We start from the raw sequence: 21,503 nt of genomic DNA, 5'->3' as shown, positions 1-21,503 counted from the left end.
GGGTCCAGCAAGTCTTGAGAGCCGATGCCGCGGGGCCGGATCGCGTCATTGCATCCCTGGCGCAAGCACGATGCCACGGCTGCGGCGTTGGCCTTCGAGGGGCCAGCATAGGGGCGAGCCGGCGCAGGCGCAAGCCGCCCTGGCGTGGGGAAAGGCGAGAGACGCCGGGCAGGACGCCTGGCGCAAGGGGAAGATAAAGCGAGGCAGCGCGCCACGGCCCGGCCGTGGCGCGTGCATGCGGCCCGATGGCGGCCGCTGCCGCCGGCTCAGGCGGACAGCGCGCCAGCCAGGAAAGTCAGGGCTCGGCCATGGGCCAGCGCGGCGGACGGCTGATGATACGAGCCGCGCGCCCAGCAGTTGAAGCCGTGATCGGCCTGCGCATAGACGTGGATTTCCGCCTGGCGATTGCCGGCCACGGCCGCGCGCACTTTTTCGACAGCGTCGGCCGGGATATGCGCATCAAGCGCGCCGTAGTGGAACTGGACCGGCACCTTGATACTGGCGGCTTCCTGCAGGTTGTTCTGGATGCCGCCGCCATAGTAAGGAACCGCCGCATCGACCAGGCCGCGCGCGGCGCTCAGGTAGGCCATCAGGCCACCGAAGCAGTAGCCCACTGCCGCAATCTTTGCGCCCGCGCCGAGCTGGCCGCGCAGCGCCTTGGCGGTGGCGGCGATGTCTTTCACCGCCAGCTCCACATCCACCTTCTGGCGCAACTCCATCGCGCGCGCCATGTCCGCGCCCGCATAGCCGAGCTCCACGCGCGGCGCCAGGCGCCAGAACACGTCCGGCGCCAGCACCACGTAGCCGTCGAGGGCGTACTGGTCCGCTACCGCGCGGATATGTTCATTGACGCCGAAGATTTCCTGCACCAGCACGATGCCCGGTGCATTGGCCGCCTTGCCCGTGGGCGGCAGCGCCAGGTAGGCATCGAAGGCGCCGCCTTCGGTTTCAACGCGGATCCATTGGCTGTTGCTGTGGTTAGGCATACTTGCTCCATTGACACTCAGTGACGTTGATCGGCAGGACAGAGATCCGGCAAGCCGCAAGTGTGCCACCGTCCGGGCAGACCTGCAGGGCGCGGTGCAGCCCCGCACACCGCCCGCTCCGTCAGCTTGCCGGCTGAACGCCAGGCAGGAACTCGATGCCGGTGCGCTTGACCAGCTCGCCATAGGAGATCGGCTTGCCCGGCCGGGCGGCGTCGGAGTTTTCGATCCAGTGCGCCCAGGCGCGGTTGGTCGACGGGTCGTAGACGAGCTTGTAGAGGTATGTGGGGACCCAGACCTTGCCGTTGCCGATGGTGCGAACGTTGCCGTCGAAGACCGGACCCGTGATGACATAGACATCGCCGGCCGCGCGCATGGCGTACTTGCGCGTGGCCTTTTCGATGGAGGCCCATGCCTTGCGGTTGTTCTGGCTGTATTGCGGTACCACGTTGGCGAGTGTGAACGATTGCGACATGGCTTGCGCGGTCGGCTGGTCGGCCGCAGGCGACATATGGCCACGGTCGATGCCTTCATTGCCCTTGTAATCGTCCAGTTCCGCCCGCTCGGCGCGGGGCAGGCGCGCATCGGAGAAGAAGCGATTCGTTCGCGCCTCGTCCCTGGCATCGATAAGTTGCGCGCGCGACAGGCGCTCGGCCACGTACAGCGGGGTCTTGCTGCGGCCCGAGTGCATGACCGCGAAGGCGTCATAGCAAAGGGGGCGAAGCTTGAGCTCGGCCGAGCTCGGCGCCTTGGGGGCCGTGCTTTGCGCGAAGAATTGAGGACATTGGGCAAAGCTACCGGAAGCGCTGGCCACGCCAGATGCCAGGCACAGCGCCACCGAGACAAAAAACGTCTTCATGCGAGAAAAAAATCCTTACAGCTTGCAGATTGAAGAAACGGCAAAAGCCGAAAAAAGCGGGCAAAGGCCCGAAAAAGAAGCCTGAGAAAGCCAGCGAGAGCCGTCAGAGGACATTGCACCGTCGCGCAGGATGGCGGAGGCCGTGCGCGGGAGCCGGGCATTCTGCCAGACAGAAGCGCGATGCGGAACGAGCGATGCGCAACCTACATAGACAAGGGTAGCAATGAGGCAGTTCTCATTCAATGCCGCGGCGGCTCCTATAATCGCGCTTTTGCATCATCACCCACGCACCTGCGTTTTTCACGGCGCACACCACCATGCTCAACCGGCTGGAAATGCTGAGGATCTTCTGCGCGGCAGCGGAGTCGGCTTCGTTCAAGGCAGCCGCGACGCGGCTGGGCACGTCGCCGCAAACCGTCACCCGCGCGGTCAAGGACCTTGAGGAAGCCGTGGGCGAGCCGCTGTTCCACCGCAACACCCGCCAGATCCGCATCACCGCCGCCGGCGAGCGCCTGGCCGAGCGCGCCCGCGCGGCGCTGGTCGATGTCGACAGCCTGTTCGCGCATCCGGCCAGCCGCTCGGACACGGAGCTAAAGGGCGTCGTGCGCATTACCGCGCCGAGCACGCTTGGGCGGCAGCATCTGCTGGTGGCGCTGCGGGAGGTAGCGCTGGCGCATCCGGGCATCACGCTCGACATCCGGCTCTCGGACCAGGTCGCCGATGTGGTCGACGACGAGATCGACATCGGCCTGCGCCTCGGCATGTTCCGCGACCAGCGGCTGGTGGCGCGCATGACGACGCGGGTGGGCTTCCATATCGTGGGCACGCCGGAGCTGGTGGCGCGCGTGGGCAAGCCGGTCGACCTGGCCCAACTTGCCGCGCTGCCCACCACAGGCCTGATCGACCGCAGCAGCGGCCGCGCCTGGCCGTGGTACTTCGCGCAGGGCGAGCAGTTCAATCCGCGCGCGCCAGCGTTTCTTACCGACGACCCGGAGACCGAAATGGAGGCGATCCTCTCCGGGCTCGCCTACGGGCAGTTGCCTGACTATCTCGCCCAGCCCCATCTGCGCTCGGGCCGCCTCGTCAGCGTGCTGGACCGCTTCGCGCCCGCGCCGTGGGGTTTGTACATCTACCGCTCGCGCCGTAGCCCGGTGCCGATGCGCATCCGGCTGGTGTTCGATGCGCTGGTGGCTTATTTCGGCGACAAGGATGCCGTGCCGGCGCGCTGAGCGCGCTTCCCGTTACCCGCACCCGCTTCCTGTTTCCCGCTGGCTTGAACGCGTGGACGGTGGCATGGCGCCGCCGGCGCATGGTTGCGCCGCTAGCTCGTGAGTTCCAGAAAATGGAATACTGAAATCAAAACGTTTCCATTTTGATTGATCGGCGCAGCCAAGATAATCACTCCCATCCGCAGGCAACGCGCCTGCAGTTTTCCGGAGTGAACAATGAGCACGAACATCGCAAGCAAGGTTGTAGTCATCACCGGCGCCAGCAGCGGGCTGGGTGAAGCCACCGCGCGTCACCTGGGCGCGGCGGGCGCCTCGCTGGTGCTGGCTGCGCGTCGCGGCGACCGCCTGGCAACGCTGGCGGCCGAGATTCGCGCCAAGGGCGGCAAGGTGGAAGTGGTGGTAGCCGACGTGAGCCGGCGTGCCGATGTCGAGGCCTTGGTGCAAAAGGCCGTGGCCAGCTTCGGCCGCATCGATGTCATGATCAACAACGCGGGCCTCATGGCCATTGCCCCCATGAGCGAGGCCAAGGTCGAGGAATGGGAGCGCATGATCGACATCAACATCAAGGGCGTACTGTATGGCATTGCCGCCGCGCTGCCAGTGTTCCAGAAGCAGGGCACGGGGCACTTCATCAATATTGCCTCGGTCGCGGGCGTCAAGGTGTTCAGCCCGGGCGGCACGGTGTACAGCGGCACCAAGTTCGCGGTGCGCGCCATTTCCGAAGGCCTGCGGCATGAAACCGGCGGCGCGATCCGCACCACGGTGATTTCGCCGGGCGCGGTCGACTCGGAACTCAAGCTGGGCAGCTCCCACGCGCAAAGCGCCAAGGTGGTGGGCGAGTTCTATCAGCAAGCCATCCCGGCCGATTCGGTGGCGCGCGCCATCGCCTACGCGATCGAGCAGCCGGCCGACGTGGATATCAACGAGATTGTGCTGCGCCCGACCGTGCAGGAATTCTGAGCATTGCGGGCAACAAGGCCGCGCCCCTGTGGATCAGGCAGCGCGCGGTGTCTTTCGGCTGCGCATGGCCGAGGGGCGCACCTGCTGCAGGGTGCGCAGGCTCTGGATGGCATCTTCGATCGCCTCGATGCCTTGAGTGAGACGGTCGCGCGCCTGGCCCAGCGCGGTCTGGGTCTCGGCGTCGAAGATCGCCAGGTGATCAAGCGAATCGACCTCGGCCTGCAACTGGCCGACGAGCCGTCGCAACTGCGCGGTGCTGTGTGAGGCGGTGGAACGGATTGCCATTGCGGTCTCCGGAAAGGCAGGGCGCACACTCGTAAGGTAGAACGTATGCACCGGAAAGGACAAACACTTTCTCGGCGCATACGATCGTTTTACGCGTCACGGCAACAGTCCGCCAACACGCCGCAAACACGCCGCCAGAATGCACCCGGGACGGCGCAAACAACGGCAAGCGCGGACACCAAGCGCGCCGTTGCGATGCCGCCGGATAGCGATCAATCGGCGTGGATGTTCGCCGCTTGCGCGATCTTGCGCAGGCGCGCGATCTCGCTGGTGACGCGCGCGCGGTATTCGCCGGCACTGCCGTATTCGGGCTCGAAGCCGTTGGCAGTCATGCTCTGCTGCAGCGCGGGATCCTTCATCATGCTGGCAATGGCGGCGTCCAGCGTCTGGCGCGCCGGCGCGGGAATGCCCTTGGGCGCGACGATGGCAAACCAGGTGCTGAGCGACACCCCGGGATAGCCGCTTTCGATCGCCGTGGGCACCTGGGGCAACAGCATCGAGCGCGTGGCGCTGGTGACGGCGATGGCCTTGACCTTGCCGCCCTTGATTTGCGGCGCGGCTGCCACCACGGTATCGACCGACAGCGGGATCTGGTTGCCGATCAGGTCGGCCATGGCGGGCGCGCTGCCTTTGTACGGTACGTGCAGCAAGCCCATGCCGGTCGCCGCGTTGATCATTTCGCCCGCGAAGTGCGCGGTGGTGCCCGCGCCGTAGGACCCGTAAGACATGCCGCCCGGCTTGGCCTTGGCTTCGGCCACCAGTTGCTTGAGCGTGTCCGCCTTGACCGCCGGATTGGCCAGCAGGACCAGCGCGGTGGAGCCAACCATGCCGAGCGGCTCGAAGCTCTTGAGCGAGTCGTAGGGCAGGCGCGAGTACGTGACAGGATTCACGGTGAACGTGGTGGCGGCACTGAGCAGCAGGGTATAGCCGTCAGGCGTGGCTTTCGCCACATAGTCGGCACCGACGATCGTGCCAGCGCCAGCCTTGTTCTCCACCACCACGGATTGCCGCAGCACTTCGCCCAGCTTGCGTGCCACCAGGCGGGCCAGCACATCCGTGGAGCCGCCCGGGGGAAACGGCACGACCAGCTTGACCGGCTTGTCCGGGTACGTCTGGGCCAGCGCCGGCCCGGCAGCCGCCAGTGCCGCGCAGGCGGCGGCACCGCCCATGATGCATCGGGCCACGGCGCTGGTCTTGTCCAGCGTCCATCTTGTCATGTGCGTTGCAAGCATCTGTGTTTCCCCTTGTGTTGCGATCAATGTGGTCGATGTTGTCGAAATGGTCAATGTGGCCCGGTGCGCGGACGCTGGCCGGCGCCGCCGCGGCGGCTTACAACGCCGGGCGGATGCGCCCGGCGGCGTTGGCCTGCTCGAACAATTGCGCGAATGCCAGCAGCGCGCGCTCGCCGCGATACTTGCCGACGATCTGCAAGCCTACCGGCAAGCCGTCGTCGGTAAAGCCGCAGGGCACCGAGATCGCGGGATGGCCCGTGATGGTGATGCGGTAGCACGAGCGCATCCAGCCGATATAGCTAGGCATCGGCACGCCTTCGATGTGCTGCGGATATTCGGTTTCAACGGCGAACGGCGTCACCTGCGACACCGGCGCGATCAGGAAATCGTAACGCGTCAGCAAGGCCTGCATGCGCGCAAACATGCGGCTGTGGGCCCGCGCGGCTTCCGCCATCGCGGCGCCGTCCTGGGCCAGGCCCAGGTCGATGTTCCAGCGCACCGTTTCCTTCATCTGTTCGCCATGCTCGGCGCGCGCCGCGCCATAGTTGGCAGCGAACGCCAGCGCGCGCAGCACCTCGAAGGCGTGGTCGGCCCCGCTGAAATCCGGCTCCGCCTCATCCACCGTGCAGCCCAGCGCTTGGCACTGGCGAATCCCCTCCTGCAGCATGCGGCTCACCGCCGGCTCGAACGGCAGCCCGCCGAGCGTCGGGCTGACCGCCACGCGCAGGCCCTTGCCATCGATCCGGGGCAGGGTGGCGAAATCGCTGGCGTCGGCAGCGATTGCCAGCGGATCGGCCGGATCGTCGCCGGCCAGCACGCTGAACATCAGCGCCACATCCGCCACCGAGCGGCCCATCGGCCCGCCCACCGTGAGCGTGTTGAAGGCATGGCTGGCCGGCGTCATCGGCACGCGGCCGATCGACGCTCGCAAGCCCACCACGTTGCAGAAGCTGGCCGGGTTGCGCAGCGAACCGCCCATATCCGAGCCATCGGCCAGCGCGACCATGCCCGCGGCCAGCGCCGCCGCGCTGCCACCACTGCTGCCACCCGCCGAGACGTCCTTGCGGTAAGGGTTGCGCGTGGCGCCAAACACGGCGTTGAAGGTGTGCGAGCCCGCGCCGAACTCCGGCAGGTTGGTCTTGCCCAGCATGATGGCGCCCGCCGCCCGCTGGCGCGCCACCACGGCACTGTCCTGCGCCGGCACGAAATCCCGGTACACGGCGGAGCCAAAGGTCGTGCGCACGCCTGCGCTCAGAAAGGAATCCTTGTGCGCCACGGGCAGGCCAAAGAGTGGCCCGGGCACGGCGCCACGCGCCAGCGCCGTGTCGGCCGCATCGGCCGCTGCCTGTGCCTCGTCGAAGGTGGTGGTGACGATGGCGTTGATGGCCGGATTGATGCGCAGGATGCGCGCGATATGCGCGTCAACCACTTCGCGCACGCCGAGTTCGCGGGTGCGGATGGCGCGGGCCATTTCCACGGCGCCCAGGTAGCAGATGTCTTCCATCGGGGTTACGGTCTCCTTGCTTCGCTTTGCATTTTGTCGGCACCCCGCTGTCGCCTGCTTGTGCGGCCGGGGCATGGCGTAACGATAACGGCAGCCGGGCCGGCTCCGGCAAACAGCGTGTCGCAATGCCAACAGCATTTCCGGCTTCTGCCTGTCAGTTCACGCCCGCCAGTGGCGTGGCACCGCGCGCTAGCCGCACCGCGGCGGTGCCATTTCCGCGAGAAGCTGCCGCTCAGGCCGCGCCGCACGGCATTTCGGCACCATTGGCGCTCCGGCGGGCCAGAAAGCCGCTTTCTAAAATCAGCAAGGCAAGCGCAGGCCAGGCTTATCATTGCGCAAAGGCCGGCGCGGCATGGCAGCGCGCTGCCAGTCCCTCTGAAGCAAAGACACGCTTGCCAGAAGCACAACCATGAAGCTCACATCGATCCACGCGGTACCGCTGGCCTATTTCCTTGAAGTGGCGGAGCGCGGCTCGCTCAGCGCGGCCTCTGCCTCGTTGCATGTGGCGGTATCGGCCATCAGCCGGCAGGTAGCCCGGCTCGAAGCGGAACTCGGTACGGCGCTCTTTGAGCGCGAGCCGCGCGGCATGCGCCTGACCGAGGCCGGGCTGGTGGTGCAGCAGTACGGACGCCGCGCCTTGCTCGACGCGCAGACCCTGCAGGCCGATCTCCAGGGCTTGCTTAGCGTGGCGCACAGCAAAGTCAGGCTGGCCTGCACCGACGGCTTCGCGCGAGACTACATGCCTTACGCCATGGCGCTGTTTCAGCGCCGTTTTCCCGGCGTGAGCTTTTCGCTTGAAGTCTGCGCGCCCGCGGTCGCCACGCGCATGGTCCGCGAGGGTGCGGTGGACCTGGCGCTGACGTTCGCCATCGCCGCCCAGGAGGGCATCGAAGTCGCCTATTCGGAAGCCGCGCCGGTCTATGCCTATGTAGCGCGCAAGCATCCGCTGGCCGCGCTCAAGCGCGCCAGCCTGAAGGAGGTGGTGGCGTATCCGCTGGCGCTGCCCAGCGAGACCAACACCATCCGGCAACTGTTCGACCTGGCCTGCGGCGTGGAAGGGCTGCGCCCGCGCATATTGCTTAGCAGCAATTCGCTGAGCGCGCTGGTGGGCTACCAGGCATACACGGACGCGGTGTACCTGACGGGTTCCCTGGCGGTGCGCAACAACCTGCGCGCGGAGCGGCGCGTGCTGGTGCCGATTGCCAGCCGCGCCATGCAGCAGCGCGCGCTGCAGGTACAGGCCATGGCGGGACGCCACCTGCCGCCGGCGGTGCGCGCCTTCGTCGAATGGCTCGCCGAGGACATTGCCGGGCGCCGCCGCGCCGTGCCGGACCAGCCGGCACGCCGGCGCGCGGGCCAGCCTCAGGCATGAAGCGCCGGCACGGGGCCGGCGCTTGACACGTCAGCAATCTTGTCGGCGAATCACCGCACTTTGGATTTGCCGTGCCCGCTGCCTATGATGGAGAAACGTATCCGGAGCACCAAGCTGGCGGGTGCGGCTCATAGCCAGCGGCCATCGCGCCAAGGAGGGCGGACATGTCAAACCACACCTACAAACTGGTCGAGATCGTGGGCTCGTCGCCGGACGGCTGCGACGCGGCGATCCGTAGCGCCATCGAGAAGGCGAGCGAGACCATCAAGCATATCGACTGGTTCGAAGTGGTTGAGACACGCGGGCACATCGCGGACGGCAAGGTTGCGCACTTCCAGGTCACGCTGAAGGTCGGGTTTCGCGTGAGCTGAGTTGCGCGGCATCGTCCGCATGGCTATGCAACTGGTTCAGCGCTGCGTCGGGCGCGTCGCGCAGGAAGGCGAGCATCTTGTCGATGAAGGGCGCATTGGCGGTGCGCGGCACTTGCCGCACCCAGCGGATGGCCTCGTGTTGCTGGCCGCATAGCGCCAGCGCGCGGGCGTAGTTGAACTGGCCGCGAAAATCGCCGCCTTCGGCGGCGCGGCGGTAGTAATCCATTGCCACGGCCGCGTTGCGTTCTACTTCCCAGCCGTCCTCGTAGAAGCCGCCCACGATATTGAGCGACTTGGCGTGTCCCATGTTGGCGGCCCGCAGATACCAGTCGAGCGCTTGCGGGCGGCTGGCGGCAATGCCGCGGCCCAGCACCAGCGCGGTTGCCAGGTTGTACATGCCCCAGTCGGAGCCGCGCTGCGCCGCGAGCGTGTACCACTGCGCTGCCGCGTGATCGTCCTGCAGCGTGCCCCAGGCGTTTTCGTAGCAGCGGCCAGTCATGTTCGAGGCCCCGGCATGGCCGGCGTGCGCGGCGTGCTTGAACCACGCGAAGGCGCGGGCTGCTTCGCGCTCGACGCCGTGGCCTGCGAGAAACCACTGGCCAAGAATCATCTGCGCTTCGAGGTTGCCTTGCACGGCGGCGCCGCCCAGCCAGGGCAGAGCCAGGTGTGGCGGCTCGCGCAGCTTGTCGGCCAGGCCGTTGGGGCCAAGCTGGTCAAGCTCTCCGGGAGAGACGATGCGAAAGGGGAGGGTGGCCAGTGTGTCCAGTGTTTCTGGTGTTTCCATACGGGGCGATAAAGTAGAAACGGCACACCGTGCCGCAAGGGTGGTGTGCCGCGTGCGGGCTGGCCGGTCTGCATGACCGGTCAGCAGCGCAGGGTCTGGCGGGCGCTTGCCGCTGCTCAATAGCGCACGTTGAGGCTCAGGACGCCGGAGCGTCCCGGAGCGATCGATGCGTAGTGGCTGGCGTAGGCCTGGTTGTAATAGACCTTGTCGGCCAGGTTGAACACATTGAGCTGCACCGTCACGTTCTTGTTGATGCGATACGAGGCCATCGCATCAAAGCGCCAGTAGGACGGCACCCACTTGTTGGTGGCTTCGCTGCCCCACACCTTGGACACGTAGTACGCACCGCCACCCACTGTGAGATTGGGGATGATCTGATACGTGCTCCACACGCTGAAGCTGTCCGCCGGCGTGTTGGGGAAGGACTGGCCATCGGTGGCGCCGAAAGCAACGCCGGTACCGCCGTTCTTGCGCAGCTCGCTCTTCAGGTGCGTATAGCCGCCGAACACGGCCCACTTGTCGGTCACGTTGCCGGAGAAGCCGAGTTCCACGCCATCCACCCGCTTGTCGCCGCCCATCACCGCGGTGCCGTCCTGCTGCGTGATGCGCGCATTGGTGGTTTCCACGCGGAAGATCGCGGCCGTCAAGGCGAGGCGCTTGCGCAGCACGTCCCACTTGGTGCCGATCTCGAAGGCGCGGTTCTTTTCCGGCGCGAGCTGGTCGCCGCGGTTGCCGGCGCGGTCCGGCGCCAGTGCGTTGCCGTCACTGCCCTGCGCCAGGAAGGAGCCGGCCGGGGTCGACGAGGTGCCGTAGGAGACGTAGAAACTGGCGTTGTCCACTGGCTTGTAGACCACGCCCAACTGGTAGTTGAACAGGTTGTCGTCACGCGAGTACTCGGCGCGGGTGCCGTTGGCGGCGCGGGCGGCCTGGAACTCGGTGCTGTAGCGGTCAAAGCGCACGCCGGCATTGAGCAGCCACTGCTTGTTCAGCTCGATCGAGTCGAAGGCGTAGACCGAACTGGTGTTGGTCTTCGAGTTGGTGGGGTTGTTCACACGGCTGATGGCGCCCGCCCATGGGTCGTTGGGGTTCGGGTTGTACAGCGTGGTGCAGTTGTAGCCGCCGGCAGCGCCCGGGCCGCTCGGGCAGCGGTTGCTGCCGGTCGCCACGCTGTAGCTGTCGTTCTCGCTCTTCTCTTGCGCGAACTCCACGCCGAAAGCGTACTTGTGCTTGATCGTGCCGGTGGCGAACTCGCCCGACAGGTCGGTCTGGTTGGCAATGGTGTTGGCGGTGGCCACACGCGTATTGGTGCGGCGCCAGATCATGCCGTAGTACAGATTGCCCTGGCTGTCGTCCGGCTGGGTCCAGATGTAGTCCTGGCTGGTCCTGGCAATACGGGTCTGGTTGCGGAACTTGAGCGCGGGGCTGAAATCGTGCTCGAAGCGGATGGTGCCCATGTCGGCCTTGTCCTTGCGGAAGTCGCGATCGGACAAGCCGTAATAGGTGTTGCGCGGCACGTTCACCGGCGAGCCGTCGCCGGCGACGCTCAGGCGCGGGCGGCCGTCGGTGCGGCGATTGAAGGTGGGGTTGTTGTACGGGATGCCGGTGTCGGGGATATCGTCCGACTGCATGTGGTAGTAGGACAGCGTCAGGCGCGTGCCGGTACCCAGGCCGAAGGCCACGGAGGGCGCAAAGCCCCAGCGATTCTGGTGCGTGGTATCGCGCCCGGCGACGCCGGCATCGTGATACATGGCGTTCAGGCGGAAAGCCGCGTGGTCTGCGAACTTCCAGTTGCCGTCGACCGTGGCGCGCTTGTAGTCCGCATTGCCGACGCCGATGTTGCCTTCGGCGAAGCTGGTCAGCTTGGGCGCCTTGCTGACGATATTGATGCTGCCGCCGGCCGAGCCGCGGCCGTCGTAGGCGCCGGCCGGGCCCTTGGTGACCTCGACGGATTCGACGTTGAACAGCTCGCGGCTTTGCGAGCCGATGTCACGGAAGCCATCCAGGAAGGTGCTGGCCTGCGCATCGTAGCCACGGATAAAGGGCCGGTCGCCAACCGGGTTGCCGCCTTCGCCGGCGCCAAAGGAGATGCCGGGTACCGTGCGAAGCACATCGCTCAGGCTGGTCGAGCCGGTGCTCTGGATCACTTCCTGCGGAATGATGGTGATCGACCTGGGCGTATCGAGCAGGGCGGCGGGTGTCTTGATCGACGATGCGGTGTCCGCCTTGAAGCCGCTTTCGCTGGCACCACTGACGGTTACCACCGGCAATTCCACGGCAGCAACGGTCGTGCCGGCGGATTGGGCAGCCACCGGCGCGGCCGCGACCGCCATGCCAACGGCGCCGGAAAGGCGCGGGATGACGTTAAGTTTCTTGTTCTTCCGGACAACAAAAGCGGTCTGCACGAATTTCCCCGATTGCTTGAATGATGTTGCGAATGAGAGGAATTATCATTTGTATTTTATATGTCAGTCAAGGCATACATCCATGGCGTCTGTAGCGAAAACGTTACATTTCAGGGTTCGCCGTGCGGGAATACATGCCGTGGCACGTGCGGCTCCCGCGTGCCACGACGACGGCCAACCTCGGCTCAGTAGCGCAGGTTGACGTTGAAAACGGCGGCGCGCCCGGGCGCAATCGATGCGTAGTGCGCCGGGTAGGCCTGGTTGTAATAGACCTTGTCGGCGAGGTTCATCACGTTGAGCTGCAGCGTCACGTGCTTGTTCAGCTGGTAGGCCGCCATGGCGTCGAACCGCCAGTAGGACGGCACCCAGTTGTTGCGGGCCTCGCTGCCCCACACCTTGGAGACGTAGTAAGCGCCGCCGCCGACCGTGAGATTGGGGAGGAACTGATAGGTACTCCACAGGCTGAAGCTGTCCGACGGCGTGTTGGGGAAGGCGTGGCCGTTGGATGCGCCGAAGGCCGCGCCGGATCCGCCGTTGTTGCGCAGTTCGCTTTTCAGGTGGGTGTAGCCGCCGAAGACAGCCCACTGATCCGTCACGTTGCCGGAGAAGCCGAGCTCGATGCCGTCCACGCGCTTGTTGCCCGCCATGGCCGCGAGGCCGTCTTCCAGGGTGATGCGCGCATTGGTGGTTTCCACGCGGAAGATGGCGGCCGTCAAGGCCAGGCGCTTGCGCAGCACGTCCCACTTGGTGCCGAGCTCGATGCTGCGGTTCTTTTCCGGAGACAACGCGGAGCCTGCGCTGGTCGGCGCGAGCCCGCTCGGCTCGCTGCCCTGGCCGACCACCGCGCCGGCGGGTGTGGACGAGGTGCCGTAGGACAAGTAGACACTGGCGTTTTCCACCGGCTTGTAGACCACGCCTACCTGATAGTTGAAGAGGTTGTCGTCACGCGTATGCGTGCTGCGCGGGCCAGCGCCGCCGTTGGCGCGAGCGGTCCGCACTTCGCCGCGGTAGTGGTCGAAGCGCAATCCCGCATTCAACATCCACTGCTTGCTGAGCGCGATCGAGTCGAACGCATAGACCGATGCGGTCGTGGCCGCGTGATTGGTCGGGTTGTAGTTGCGGGCGATGCGGCCGCTCCACGGGTCATGCGGGTCCGGGTTGTACAGCGTGGTGCAGTTGTAGCCGCTGGCCGCGCCCGGGCCGCTCGGGCAGCGGCTGTTGCCGGTGGCGACCGTGTAGCCGTCGTTTTCGCTTTTCTCGCGAGAGAACTCCACGCCGAAGGCGTACTTGTGCTTGATGGCTCCGGTGAGGAACTCGCCCGACAGGTCGGTCTGGTTGGCCTGCGTAGTGGAGACGCCGTGGCGCTGGTTGGTCCGACGCCAGACCATGTCGTAGTAGATGTTGCCATTGAAGCTGCCGTCCGGGCGCGTCCACAGGTAGTCCTGCCTGGTGCGCCCGATGCGCGTCTGGTTGCGCAACTTGAGCGCCGGGCTGAAATCGTGCTCGAAGCGGATGGTGGCGACGTCGGCGCTGTCTTTGCGGAAATCGCGGTCGACCAGGCCGTAGTAGGTGTTGCGCGGCAGCTTGAGCGGCGAGCCATCGCCGGGCAGCCGCGTGCGCGGCCGGCCATCGGTGCGCGGCACGAAGTTCGGGTTGTCGTAGGGCATGCCGGTGTCGGGCAGCCCGTTCGTCTCCATGTGGTAGTAGGAGAGCGTCAGCCGGGTCGGGCCACCAAGGCCAAGGGCGACGGACGGGGCAAAGCCCCAGCGCTCTTGATGCGTGCTGTCGCGTCCGGGCACGCCCGCATCCTGGAACATGGCGTTGAAACGCACCGCGGCGTGGCCGCTGAACTGCCAGTTGGCGTCGGCGGCGCCGCGCTTGTAGCTGGCATTGCCCACGCCGAGATTGCCTTCGGCGAAGCTGCCCAGCTTGGGCGACTTGCTGACAATGTTGATGCTGCCGCCCGCCGAGCCGCGTCCGTCGTAGGCGCCGGCCGGCCCTTTGGTGACCTCCACCGATTCGATGTTGAACATCTCGCGCGATTGCGCGCCGATGTCGCGCATGCCATCCAGGAAGGTGCTGGCCTGCGCATCGTAGCCACGGATGAACGGACGGTCGCCAACCGGGTTGCCGCCTTCGCCCGCGCCAAATGCAATGCCGGGCACGGTGCGCAGCGCCTCGGTGAGGCTGGTGGAGGCGGTGCTCTGGATCAGTTCCTGCGGGATTACCGTGATGGACCTGGGCGTATCCAGCAAGGCGCCAGGCGTCTTGATCGAGGAGGTGCCGTCGGTCTTGAACGGGTTTGGGGCCGAGCCGCTGACAATGACTGCGGGCAGTTCCGCCGCCGCCACCTTGGTGCTTCCGGCGGTCTGGGCAGCCGTTGGCGCGGCCGCGATGGCCACGCCAACGCCGCCAGTCAGGTGCGCGGTGGCGCTGAGCTTCTTCTTGGTCCTGATGACGAGGGCGCTTTGCATGATTCTCCGATGGCTGCGGTTGGCAATGAACGCAAACAAGTATCATTCGCATTGTCATCGAAAAAATTCGGAAAGATCTGCAAAGTGATGCGGAAAATTCGCAAAGACGCTTCGTCTTTGCCGTCCAGGCGCGACCTATGCGCCTGTTCGCCCGATAGTCGCTACCGACTCGCCACCTGCGCCGTCACCTATTCAAACTGATAGGAGTAAGTTGCGTTCAGGCGCGGCGACCGGCGCGAGGCATTGGTCGGCTTGTCGCCAACCGGCTGCGCCACCGAGACATCCAGCGTGTAGTAACGCCGGTCCGAGAAGCGCAGGCCGATGGCCACCGACTGCAGCGTGCGGTGCACCAGCGACAAACTGTTCGAGTACACGCGCGCCATGTCTGTCAGCACGTAAGGCTGCACGGTCTTCAGGTAGGTCAGGCCGGGCGTAAAGAGGCGGTTGATCTCAGCCGACGCGCCCCAGCCCTTGTCGCCCGCCACCTCGCCCGCCGGATAGCCGAGCCCGAAGAAGCGGCCACCAAAGCTGATCTGCTCGCTCGACGCCAGGCGCTGCCCGCTGTACTGGCCTGCGGCGGACACCGCCACGCCGAAGCCCCAGGGCAAGTCCGTGGCCTGCGACACCACCAGCCGGCTGCGCACGAAGTCCAGGTCGTTGACGTTGTTCTCACGGCTCGCGCCGAGCGCGTTCATGCCTTTGTAGACGCCTAGCGTGGCACTGCGGGTCTGGCCCTCCTGCCGCTGCACGTAGGCGAGTTCCGCGCTCAGCACGCGCACGTGCGTGGTCAGCGCGATCTGGCTGCCCGTGCCCGACTGCGTATAGCGCTCGAACTGGTCGTTGGCATAGAGGCCGCCGGTAGCCGTGAGCGAGTGCGCGTTGTTGAGGATCACCGGATAGCTGAGCGTGCCGCCGAGGCGCTTGGTGTCGTTCACGTAGCGCGTATCGAAGCCGATCTGCGCCAGCGTGCCGTTCTGCGGCACGCCACGGTAATGCGAGGCGCTCAGGCGGGCCATCATGCCCTCGGTGCCGATCGGCTGGCCGTAGCTGGCGACGTAGTATTCCTCATGGTCCGGGCCCCGGGGCGCCAGCGCGGAGACCGATATCTGTTCCCCCAGCGGGGTCAGGCTGTTGGTGGTGGCGGTGAAGATGCCGCGCACGCTCGGATCCTTGTAATCGAGGCCCATGCCAAACGTAAAGGGCTTGCGCTTGACCTCGAGCACCATCTCGCAGGCGCCGTCCGTGGTCTGCGGCGGCTGCACGGTCGCTGCCACCTGCATGCCGGGCTGCAGCGCCAGTACGTTGACGTAATGCTCGAAGGTCTCGCGGCGCAGCGGCTGGTCCTGCATCAATTGCTCTGCAATGGCGCGCAGGCGGCCTTCGGCCGGGCCGGCTTCGCCGCGGATCGTGATGGTGGAAACATGGCCCTCCACCACGGTGACCAGCACATTGCCATTCTCGAAGCTCTGCGTCGGGACAAAGGCGAAGGACAGCGGAAAGCCGCGTTGCTGGTACATCCGGGTGACGTCATTCGCCACCTCCAGCAACTGGCCCACCGTGATTTCCTTGCCGGCCAGCGGTGCGAATTTGGCTGCGATTTCCGCGAAAGGGATCGCCTTCACGCCTTCGATCTGGAATCGCTGCGGCGTGAGCTTGCTGGTAAGCAGGTTTTGCAGCGCGGCGTCCGGCCGTTCGACCTGCACGGTGACATTGCTCTGCGGCGGGCGCGCGGGCGCGATGCTAGGCAAGGTTTGCGTGGGATCGCCCAGGATCGGGCTGCGTGGTTCCGCAAGGACACTGGTGCAGGCACCGATGCCGAGCAGCAACGTAGCGACACGCAGGTGTGTGTGCGTCATGGTAATACCCCTGTATCCGTAAAAATCAGCATGCGGCTTTAACGCGCTGTGCCAATGACGCCAGGGGTGCCGCTACCCTTGACGCTGCTGCGTGGCCGATCGCGTTCTCTTTTTAAAAGGGGCGCGTCGAACGCACCCCCTTCTTTAATTCTTAAATGCAGGCGCATGAAGCGCGAAGCATGTATTGCCTGCTCGGCACTTAGCGCTTGCCGCCGAGGCCGCCCAGCAGGCCACTCACGAGGCCGGTAACCGGCGCCAGTGCGTTGTTGCCCGAGCCGCTGCCACTGCTTGCACCATTGCCGCCGGTGACGCCAGCGACGATGCCGGTAACCGGTGCGAGCGCATTGCCTGCGCCGCCACCCGAGGCACCGCCAGCTGCGCCGGCGACCGTGCTTACCACGCCGCCGACCAGGCTGGTGACAGGCGCGAGCGGGCTGCTTGCGCTGCCGCCGCCCAGGCCGCCGGTGAGTCCGCCGGTCAGGCCACTGACCAGGCTGGTGACAGGCGCGAGCGGGCCGCTTGCGTTGCTACCGCCCAGGCCACCAGTGAGCCCACCGGTCAAGCCGCTGACCAGACTGGTGACGGGCGCGAGCGGGCCGCTTGCGCTGCCACCCGTCAGGCCACCAGTCAGTCCACCCGTGAGGCCCCCCAGCAGGCTCGTGACCGGCGCCAGCGGGTTGCCGGTACCCGTGCCGCCCGGGTTGTAGACCACGCCGCCAAGCGCGGCTACCGTGCTGCCCGCACCGGCGACGATGCCGCCCACGCCCGATACCACCGGCGTGTTGGTCTGCTTGATCGTGTTGCCCGCCGTGGCCAGGCCGCCGCCAAGCGTCGCCAGGAGGTTGTTGACCGGAGCACCCAGGCCGGTTGCCGCGCCGAGCGTCTGCGTGGTGTTGGTGAGTTGCGAGGTGAGCGGCACGATGAGCTTGCTGACGCCGCCGGTGAGCTGCTCCACGGGGCCGCTCGAGAGGGCCGCGCCGAGCTGGACGCCCGCGCCATTGACCGCGGTGCCGACTTGCGAAACCAGTGAGCCCACCGGCGTGGTGACGGCTGCCAGGGGCGACAGCGGACCGCTGCCCAGGCCGCTGACGAGCGCGCCGGCATTGGTCACGGCATTGCCCACCTGGCTGACCACGCCGCCGGTGCTTGCCACCGTGGTGCCGAGCGGGTTGGTGGCGTTAGGGATGTTGCCCAGGCCGTTTTGCACGCCGTTGCCCAGGGTACTGACCGCGGCGCCGAGCGAGCCGACCACGCCGCCCAGGCCGTCCTTGGATTGGGTCGAGAGGATCGGCAAGTTGGTGTTCTTGATCTGCGTGCCGAGGTCGCTCACGACGTTGCCGGCCGAGGTCACGATGCCACCCGCCTGATCGACGATCTTGCTGGTCGGCGTCAGCGCGGCCGTGTTGCCACCGTTATTACCACCGTTGTTTCCGCCATTGTTTCCGCCGTTGTTGCCACCGGAATTGCCGCCATTGCTGCCACCGCCCGTGCCGGCGTTGGTGCCGCCGCCGGTACCGGTACCGCTGCCGCCGGTGGTGCCTGCGCTGGTGCCGCCGCCATTGCTGGTGCCTGCACCACTGCCGGTATCCATGGACGTTGTGCCGCCACCGCTGGCGCAACCACCGAGTGCCAACAGCGAGCCGAGCAGTGCCGTGATGAGAATCTGTTGAGTACGCATGACCTTTTCCTTTTCTTCTTCCCGTCGTGAAATCACGGAGCGCGTCGCGCATGCCGTGGTGTCACTGCATTGCGCAAAGGGTGTGCCAGTGCGTGCCCGCATGCCGCCGGCGCGCGCGCGGGCGCCGGATATAAACGCGCCAAGCCTTGCCACGCTTGGGTTTGAAGAGGATGAGACATAGCCGGGAAAGGACCAGACATGAGCGCGCTGTGCGGTGTTTCGGTGTTACGCGTTACGTAACGCCATGGCGCCCATTGGGAACAACGCGGACTTGTTCCCTGCGCTACGGCTGCATGCTTCCGTGTCGGCAACGTGTGGGCAGACGGTGCGTGTGCAGTTGGGCATTGGGAACATCGAGGGGGGAACACGTTACGTAGCACGTAACACGCCGCGCGGCATGGGGCCGCCTTGTTGCGCAACGCGACGCGCGGCGGGCCTATGCTCGCCATCCCGCGTCAAACAACGGTTTGCGCGGTGGCGCCTGCGGTGATGGACTGCCTTGCCGACAGCATGCCATGCGGGTGGCACGCAGCTTGCGGTATTGACACCCGACAAGCGCGGCGCACGGCGCGGCACGAAGCAAACGCCCTAGTCGTATTGCGTTCCGCGCTCAAGGCTTCGCATGCATCGTCCAAGAGCCAATTCGATTGCAGTTCCAAAGGAGAACCTTCCGCGAGGAAGACCAGGAGATCCCATGAAAGCGCATTTCGCCCCGATGTCATCCATGACCCTCGCCTGTGCCGCCGCACTGTTGCTGCTGGCAGGTTGCTCCTCAGGCGGCTCCGGCAGCGGCGTGAGCCCCAGCGCCGTCACGCCAATCACGCCCCCTCCGAACACACCGGCTGCGACGCCCGACACCACGCCCACCGCCAAGGTCACTGAAGGCGTGGGCAATACGGTGGTGGCAACGGGCAATGCGGTGAGCGATATCGGCAAGCAGATCCAGGCTGCGCAAGTGCCGCTGCTTCCTGACGCCACGCGCAACGCGCTCGGCGGCGTAGTGGTAAACGCCGGTAACACGGTAGGTGCGCTAGGCGTGGGTGTGCGCGACGGCCTTGGCAAGATGGGCGCCGTCACCGATCCGCTAGGCATTACCGTGTCCAGCACGGGCAACGTGGTGCAGAAAGCTGGCGTCACGGTATCGAGCGCGGGCGATCTCGTGAGCAGCCTTGGCACCGGGCAACTGGCGCCGCTAGGTGCGGTGACCACGCCCGTGGGCGGCCTGGTCAATCAGGTTGGCGGCGCGGTAACGATGGCCGGCGGCAAGCTCGGCGAGGCGCTCTCGACCGGCCCCGTGGCGCAAGTCACCGGCAGCGTGAGCAAGGTGATCGTGCCACTGACCACGCAAGTCACCACCGTTACGCAAACGGTTGGCGCAGCCACCGGCCTTGGCGCGCCGCTGGACAAGCTGCTGGCAACCCTTGGCAACTCCGTGGCCAGCGGCGGCGGCCTGCTGACCAACACCCAGGCCCCGCTGGTCTCCAGCCTCGGCGGTGTCGTGACCGAAGCCGGCAAGACCGTCGCGGGGACCGGCGTGCTGGTGCACGGCAACGGCACCGGCGGCAATCCGCTCGGCGGGTTGCTCAACAACCTGCCGCTGGGTGGCATTGCGGGCGGCTCCGGCTCGGGCACGGGCACAGGCACAGCAGGCGTGCTGGCACCCGTGACCGGCCTGCTTGCCGGCGTGACGGGCGGCGCTTCCGCGGGCACGGGCACTGCCGGCGCGCTGGGGCCCCTGGCCGGTTTGCTGGCACCTGTAACGGGCGTGCTGAGCGGCGCGCGCAACGCCGCAGCGGGCGCGGCTTCGACGACATCGGGCACGCCGAACACGCCGGGGCTGACCAATCTGCTCGGCGGCCTGGCTCGTTGATTGTTGATCTGAGTAGGTCGAGTACGTCGAGCACGTCGAATTAGTCTTTACGGTGCGCAGTTGTCCTTACCCCGCGGCTGCGCATCCTTTTACACCACGCCGCGCCACATGGCTCACCCGAACGGGTGTGGTATTTGACGCGAGTAGAACGTTTGCTCTTTAAAAAGACACTGTTTTCAAACGGGCGTCAGCCATTATGCTGAGACAACTATAACTCCAAGGGGGGGTATGGTTGATACATGGCTTTGATCTATAAATTCTTCACCAGCGTTACTGCTCGGTACTAGCCTGGCCACAAGAGCGAGGCGGTATCGGAGGGGTAAGCGGACGCTGCGTGATGGAATAAATCAAAAACGGAGTGACATCATGAAAAACGCTTTGGTACGCTTTCTTCGGGACGAACAAGGGGCAACTGCAATCGAGTACGGGTTGATTGCAGGACTCATTGCTCTGGCTCTTATCACCACGGTCACCCAGCTAGGCACCGACGTCAGTGCCCTGTTCACTCGCTTGAGCAGCAAGGTCACGGCCATTCTTCCCGCATCCGGTGGCTAAGTGTTAGCCCTGATTGCTGCGCTGTTCTGCGCGGCGATCATCTGGACCGATTTCGCTTATCGCAAAGTACCAAATGCCGTGCTGGCTGCCACGATCGTGGCAATCGGCCTGGCGCTTGCGTTCGGGCCGGCTTCTGAGCCTGTGCCTGGGCTGGGTTCGCGGCTGCTCGGCTTTCTGGTGGGCCTGCTGGTCATGTTGCCGGTTTATGCACTCGGCCGCATGGGCGCGGGCGACATCAAGTTCTTCGCCGTAACAGGCTTGTTTACTGGCCCCATGGGGCTGGTGACGGTATGGGTCGTCGGCAGCCTGCTGGCGCTTGCGCATGCCTTGCTGGTGCGCATGCAAGCTGGCGCGGTCTGGGCTGCATGGCGAGACCATTCCGCAAGCTTGCAGCGGCGCGCAGGCGGCATCAGCGTGCCTGGCGCGGCGCCCCACACGGCGGAGCAGCGCGGCATTCCGTACGCTGCGTACCTTGCGATCGGCTTGTTGGTCTGGATGATCCTGGGAAGGTAGCTGCCGCGCGGGCGAGGGGCCGTTGGCCAACCGCCTGGCGCTCGCGTCACCGGTCGGCGCAAAAAGTAAAAGATAACCGGGTGAAGTATGCCATTGCGGGGAAACCACGCCGTGCGGACGCGCTCGTCCGGAACGGCTGCGCTTGAATTTGCCATCGTGCTGCCGGTTCTTCTGGCTGTCGTGATCGGCATTGTCTATTTCGGCATCGTGCTGGCCTTGCAGCAGACCCTGACGCTTGCCGCGGAAGAGGGCGCGCGAGCAGCCCTGCGTTACCCGAGCGGGGCATCGGCCAATAACGCGGCTGCCACGCAGGCCTTGCGGGTGAGTGCGGCTTCGACGACGGCCCTCGCTGTGCTGCCTGCCTCGATCAGCAGCGTCATTCCCACCGCCAATATCGCGCAAGTTGTTTCCTGCGCCAATCCGAGCGGTTCGGTCTGCGTCACGGTGACGCTGAACCTTCCCTCAAGCGCGATCTTGCCGGTCATACCTGGGGTACCCATTCCCACAACGCTGACTGGCAGCGCGACGGTGCAACTGGCGCCTGACACATGAGGATCTGCCCACGCCACGAGCGAA

Annotated in this window: 18 protein-coding genes; 8 read left to right on the top strand and 10 right to left on the bottom strand. The window is 65.9% G+C overall.

The window, feature by feature from the left end:
* Positions 1 to 266: 266 nt before the first annotated feature.
* Complete coding sequence (locus AC1RWI_RS03540; RefSeq protein ID WP_043357103.1) at positions 267 to 986, bottom strand: dienelactone hydrolase family protein; 720 nt, start codon at positions 984 to 986, stop codon at positions 267 to 269.
* 121 nt (positions 987 to 1,107) lie between these two features.
* Positions 1,108 to 1,842 carry a DNA/RNA non-specific endonuclease gene (locus AC1RWI_RS03535; RefSeq protein WP_492864575.1) on the bottom strand — a complete coding sequence of 245 codons (735 nt, stop codon included), beginning with the start codon at positions 1,840 to 1,842 and terminating at the stop codon, positions 1,108 to 1,110.
* Positions 1,843 to 2,159: 317 nt separating this feature from the next.
* Here AC1RWI_RS03535 and AC1RWI_RS03530 point away from each other — a divergent pair, with 317 nt between their 5' ends.
* Entirely contained in the window at positions 2,160 to 3,071 is a 912-nt protein-coding gene (locus tag AC1RWI_RS03530) for a LysR family transcriptional regulator (protein ID WP_043357099.1), read from the top strand.
* A 216-nt stretch (positions 3,072 to 3,287) separates the two neighbouring features.
* Positions 3,288 to 4,031 carry an SDR family oxidoreductase gene (locus AC1RWI_RS03525; protein ID WP_043357097.1) on the top strand — a complete coding sequence of 248 codons (744 nt, stop codon included), beginning with the start codon at positions 3,288 to 3,290 and terminating at the stop codon, positions 4,029 to 4,031.
* A gap of 33 nt (positions 4,032 to 4,064) precedes the next feature.
* On the opposite strand, the gene AC1RWI_RS03520 is transcribed toward AC1RWI_RS03525, so the two are convergent.
* The 3 genes from AC1RWI_RS03520 to AC1RWI_RS03510 form a co-directional block, all read right to left on the bottom strand.
* Entirely contained in the window at positions 4,065 to 4,316 is a 252-nt protein-coding gene (locus AC1RWI_RS03520) for a hypothetical protein (protein WP_006163098.1), read from the bottom strand.
* A gap of 212 nt (positions 4,317 to 4,528) precedes the next feature.
* Entirely contained in the window at positions 4,529 to 5,533 is a 1,005-nt protein-coding gene (locus AC1RWI_RS03515; RefSeq protein WP_492864572.1) for a Bug family tripartite tricarboxylate transporter substrate binding protein, read from the bottom strand.
* 112 nt (positions 5,534 to 5,645) lie between these two features.
* Positions 5,646 to 7,052 (bottom strand): amidase, encoded by a 1,407-nt coding sequence (locus tag AC1RWI_RS03510; RefSeq protein WP_492864570.1) that lies wholly within the window; start codon positions 7,050 to 7,052, stop codon positions 5,646 to 5,648.
* 409 nt (positions 7,053 to 7,461) lie between these two features.
* Here AC1RWI_RS03510 and AC1RWI_RS03505 point away from each other — a divergent pair, with 409 nt between their 5' ends.
* Both AC1RWI_RS03505 and AC1RWI_RS03500 read left to right on the top strand, forming a co-directional pair.
* On the top strand, positions 7,462 to 8,424 hold the full coding sequence (locus AC1RWI_RS03505) for a LysR family transcriptional regulator (RefSeq protein ID WP_043357094.1): 963 nt from the start codon (positions 7,462 to 7,464) through the stop codon (positions 8,422 to 8,424).
* Between the two features lie 164 nt (positions 8,425 to 8,588).
* A complete protein-coding gene (locus tag AC1RWI_RS03500) occupies positions 8,589 to 8,795 on the top strand; it encodes a dodecin (RefSeq protein WP_006163091.1) in 207 nt (68 codons plus the stop codon).
* Here the strand turns inward: AC1RWI_RS03500 and AC1RWI_RS03495 are convergent.
* The 5 genes from AC1RWI_RS03495 to AC1RWI_RS03475 form a co-directional block, all read right to left on the bottom strand.
* Positions 8,764 to 9,579 carry a tetratricopeptide repeat protein gene (locus AC1RWI_RS03495; RefSeq protein WP_492864567.1) on the bottom strand — a complete coding sequence of 272 codons (816 nt, stop codon included), beginning with the start codon at positions 9,577 to 9,579 and terminating at the stop codon, positions 8,764 to 8,766. The genes AC1RWI_RS03500 and AC1RWI_RS03495 overlap by 32 nt on opposite strands.
* Before the next feature lie 116 nt (positions 9,580 to 9,695).
* The gene (locus AC1RWI_RS03490) at positions 9,696 to 11,909 is read right to left on the bottom strand and encodes a TonB-dependent receptor (protein ID WP_492864598.1); all 2,214 of its coding nucleotides are present in this window, start codon (positions 11,907 to 11,909) and stop codon (positions 9,696 to 9,698) included.
* Positions 11,910 to 12,166: 257 nt separating this feature from the next.
* The gene (locus tag AC1RWI_RS03485; RefSeq protein ID WP_492864565.1) at positions 12,167 to 14,455 is read right to left on the bottom strand and encodes a TonB-dependent receptor; all 2,289 of its coding nucleotides are present in this window, start codon (positions 14,453 to 14,455) and stop codon (positions 12,167 to 12,169) included.
* 188 nt (positions 14,456 to 14,643) lie between these two features.
* Positions 14,644 to 16,311 carry a ShlB/FhaC/HecB family hemolysin secretion/activation protein gene (locus AC1RWI_RS03480; protein ID WP_492864563.1) on the bottom strand — a complete coding sequence of 556 codons (1,668 nt, stop codon included), beginning with the start codon at positions 16,309 to 16,311 and terminating at the stop codon, positions 14,644 to 14,646.
* 199 nt (positions 16,312 to 16,510) lie between these two features.
* On the bottom strand, positions 16,511 to 17,989 hold the full coding sequence (locus AC1RWI_RS03475) for a collagen-like triple helix repeat-containing protein (RefSeq protein WP_492864561.1): 1,479 nt from the start codon (positions 17,987 to 17,989) through the stop codon (positions 16,511 to 16,513).
* Between the two features lie 694 nt (positions 17,990 to 18,683).
* Here AC1RWI_RS03475 and AC1RWI_RS03470 point away from each other — a divergent pair.
* From AC1RWI_RS03470 to AC1RWI_RS03455, 4 genes are all read left to right on the top strand, one after another.
* Positions 18,684 to 19,859, top strand: coding sequence for a collagen-like triple helix repeat-containing protein (locus AC1RWI_RS03470; RefSeq protein ID WP_043357087.1), 1,176 nt, complete (start codon positions 18,684 to 18,686; stop codon positions 19,857 to 19,859).
* A 366-nt stretch (positions 19,860 to 20,225) separates the two neighbouring features.
* The gene (locus tag AC1RWI_RS03465; protein ID WP_043357086.1) at positions 20,226 to 20,414 is read left to right on the top strand and encodes a Flp family type IVb pilin; all 189 of its coding nucleotides are present in this window, start codon (positions 20,226 to 20,228) and stop codon (positions 20,412 to 20,414) included.
* A 9-nt stretch (positions 20,415 to 20,423) separates the two neighbouring features.
* Positions 20,424 to 20,927 (top strand): A24 family peptidase, encoded by a 504-nt coding sequence (locus AC1RWI_RS03460; protein ID WP_492864596.1) that lies wholly within the window; start codon positions 20,424 to 20,426, stop codon positions 20,925 to 20,927.
* A gap of 87 nt (positions 20,928 to 21,014) precedes the next feature.
* Positions 21,015 to 21,479 (top strand): TadE/TadG family type IV pilus assembly protein, encoded by a 465-nt coding sequence (locus AC1RWI_RS03455; RefSeq protein ID WP_043357084.1) that lies wholly within the window; start codon positions 21,015 to 21,017, stop codon positions 21,477 to 21,479.
* Positions 21,480 to 21,503: the final 24 nt, after the last annotated feature.

This window comes from Cupriavidus sp. MPR-AND1C (assembly GCF_058809705.1).
The sequence above is the reverse complement of the archived record's forward strand: the minus strand, read 5'-3'. Positions and strand labels throughout refer to the sequence as shown.

Coding starts and splice junctions, on each gene's coding strand:
- AC1RWI_RS03480 (WP_492864563.1), bottom strand. CDS start 16,311: ATGACGCACACACACCTGCGTGTCGCTACGTTGCTGCTCGGCATCGGT.
- AC1RWI_RS03515 (WP_492864572.1), bottom strand. CDS start 5,533: ATGACAAGATGGACGCTGGACAAGACCAGCGCCGTGGCCCGATGCATC.
- AC1RWI_RS03455 (WP_043357084.1), top strand. CDS start 21,015: ATGCCATTGCGGGGAAACCACGCCGTGCGGACGCGCTCGTCCGGAACG.
- AC1RWI_RS03530 (WP_043357099.1), top strand. CDS start 2,160: ATGCTCAACCGGCTGGAAATGCTGAGGATCTTCTGCGCGGCAGCGGAG.
- AC1RWI_RS03520 (WP_006163098.1), bottom strand. CDS start 4,316: ATGGCAATCCGTTCCACCGCCTCACACAGCACCGCGCAGTTGCGACGG.
- AC1RWI_RS03540 (WP_043357103.1), bottom strand. CDS start 986: ATGCCTAACCACAGCAACAGCCAATGGATCCGCGTTGAAACCGAAGGC.
- AC1RWI_RS03475 (WP_492864561.1), bottom strand. CDS start 17,989: ATGCGTACTCAACAGATTCTCATCACGGCACTGCTCGGCTCGCTGTTG.
- AC1RWI_RS03535 (WP_492864575.1), bottom strand. CDS start 1,842: ATGAAGACGTTTTTTGTCTCGGTGGCGCTGTGCCTGGCATCTGGCGTG.
- AC1RWI_RS03485 (WP_492864565.1), bottom strand. CDS start 14,455: ATGCAAAGCGCCCTCGTCATCAGGACCAAGAAGAAGCTCAGCGCCACC.
- AC1RWI_RS03465 (WP_043357086.1), top strand. CDS start 20,226: ATGAAAAACGCTTTGGTACGCTTTCTTCGGGACGAACAAGGGGCAACT.
- AC1RWI_RS03510 (WP_492864570.1), bottom strand. CDS start 7,052: ATGGAAGACATCTGCTACCTGGGCGCCGTGGAAATGGCCCGCGCCATC.
- AC1RWI_RS03490 (WP_492864598.1), bottom strand. CDS start 11,909: ATGGCGGTCGCGGCCGCGCCGGTGGCTGCCCAATCCGCCGGCACGACC.
- AC1RWI_RS03470 (WP_043357087.1), top strand. CDS start 18,684: ATGAAAGCGCATTTCGCCCCGATGTCATCCATGACCCTCGCCTGTGCC.
- AC1RWI_RS03525 (WP_043357097.1), top strand. CDS start 3,288: ATGAGCACGAACATCGCAAGCAAGGTTGTAGTCATCACCGGCGCCAGC.
- AC1RWI_RS03495 (WP_492864567.1), bottom strand. CDS start 9,579: ATGGAAACACCAGAAACACTGGACACACTGGCCACCCTCCCCTTTCGC.
- AC1RWI_RS03505 (WP_043357094.1), top strand. CDS start 7,462: ATGAAGCTCACATCGATCCACGCGGTACCGCTGGCCTATTTCCTTGAA.
- AC1RWI_RS03500 (WP_006163091.1), top strand. CDS start 8,589: ATGTCAAACCACACCTACAAACTGGTCGAGATCGTGGGCTCGTCGCCG.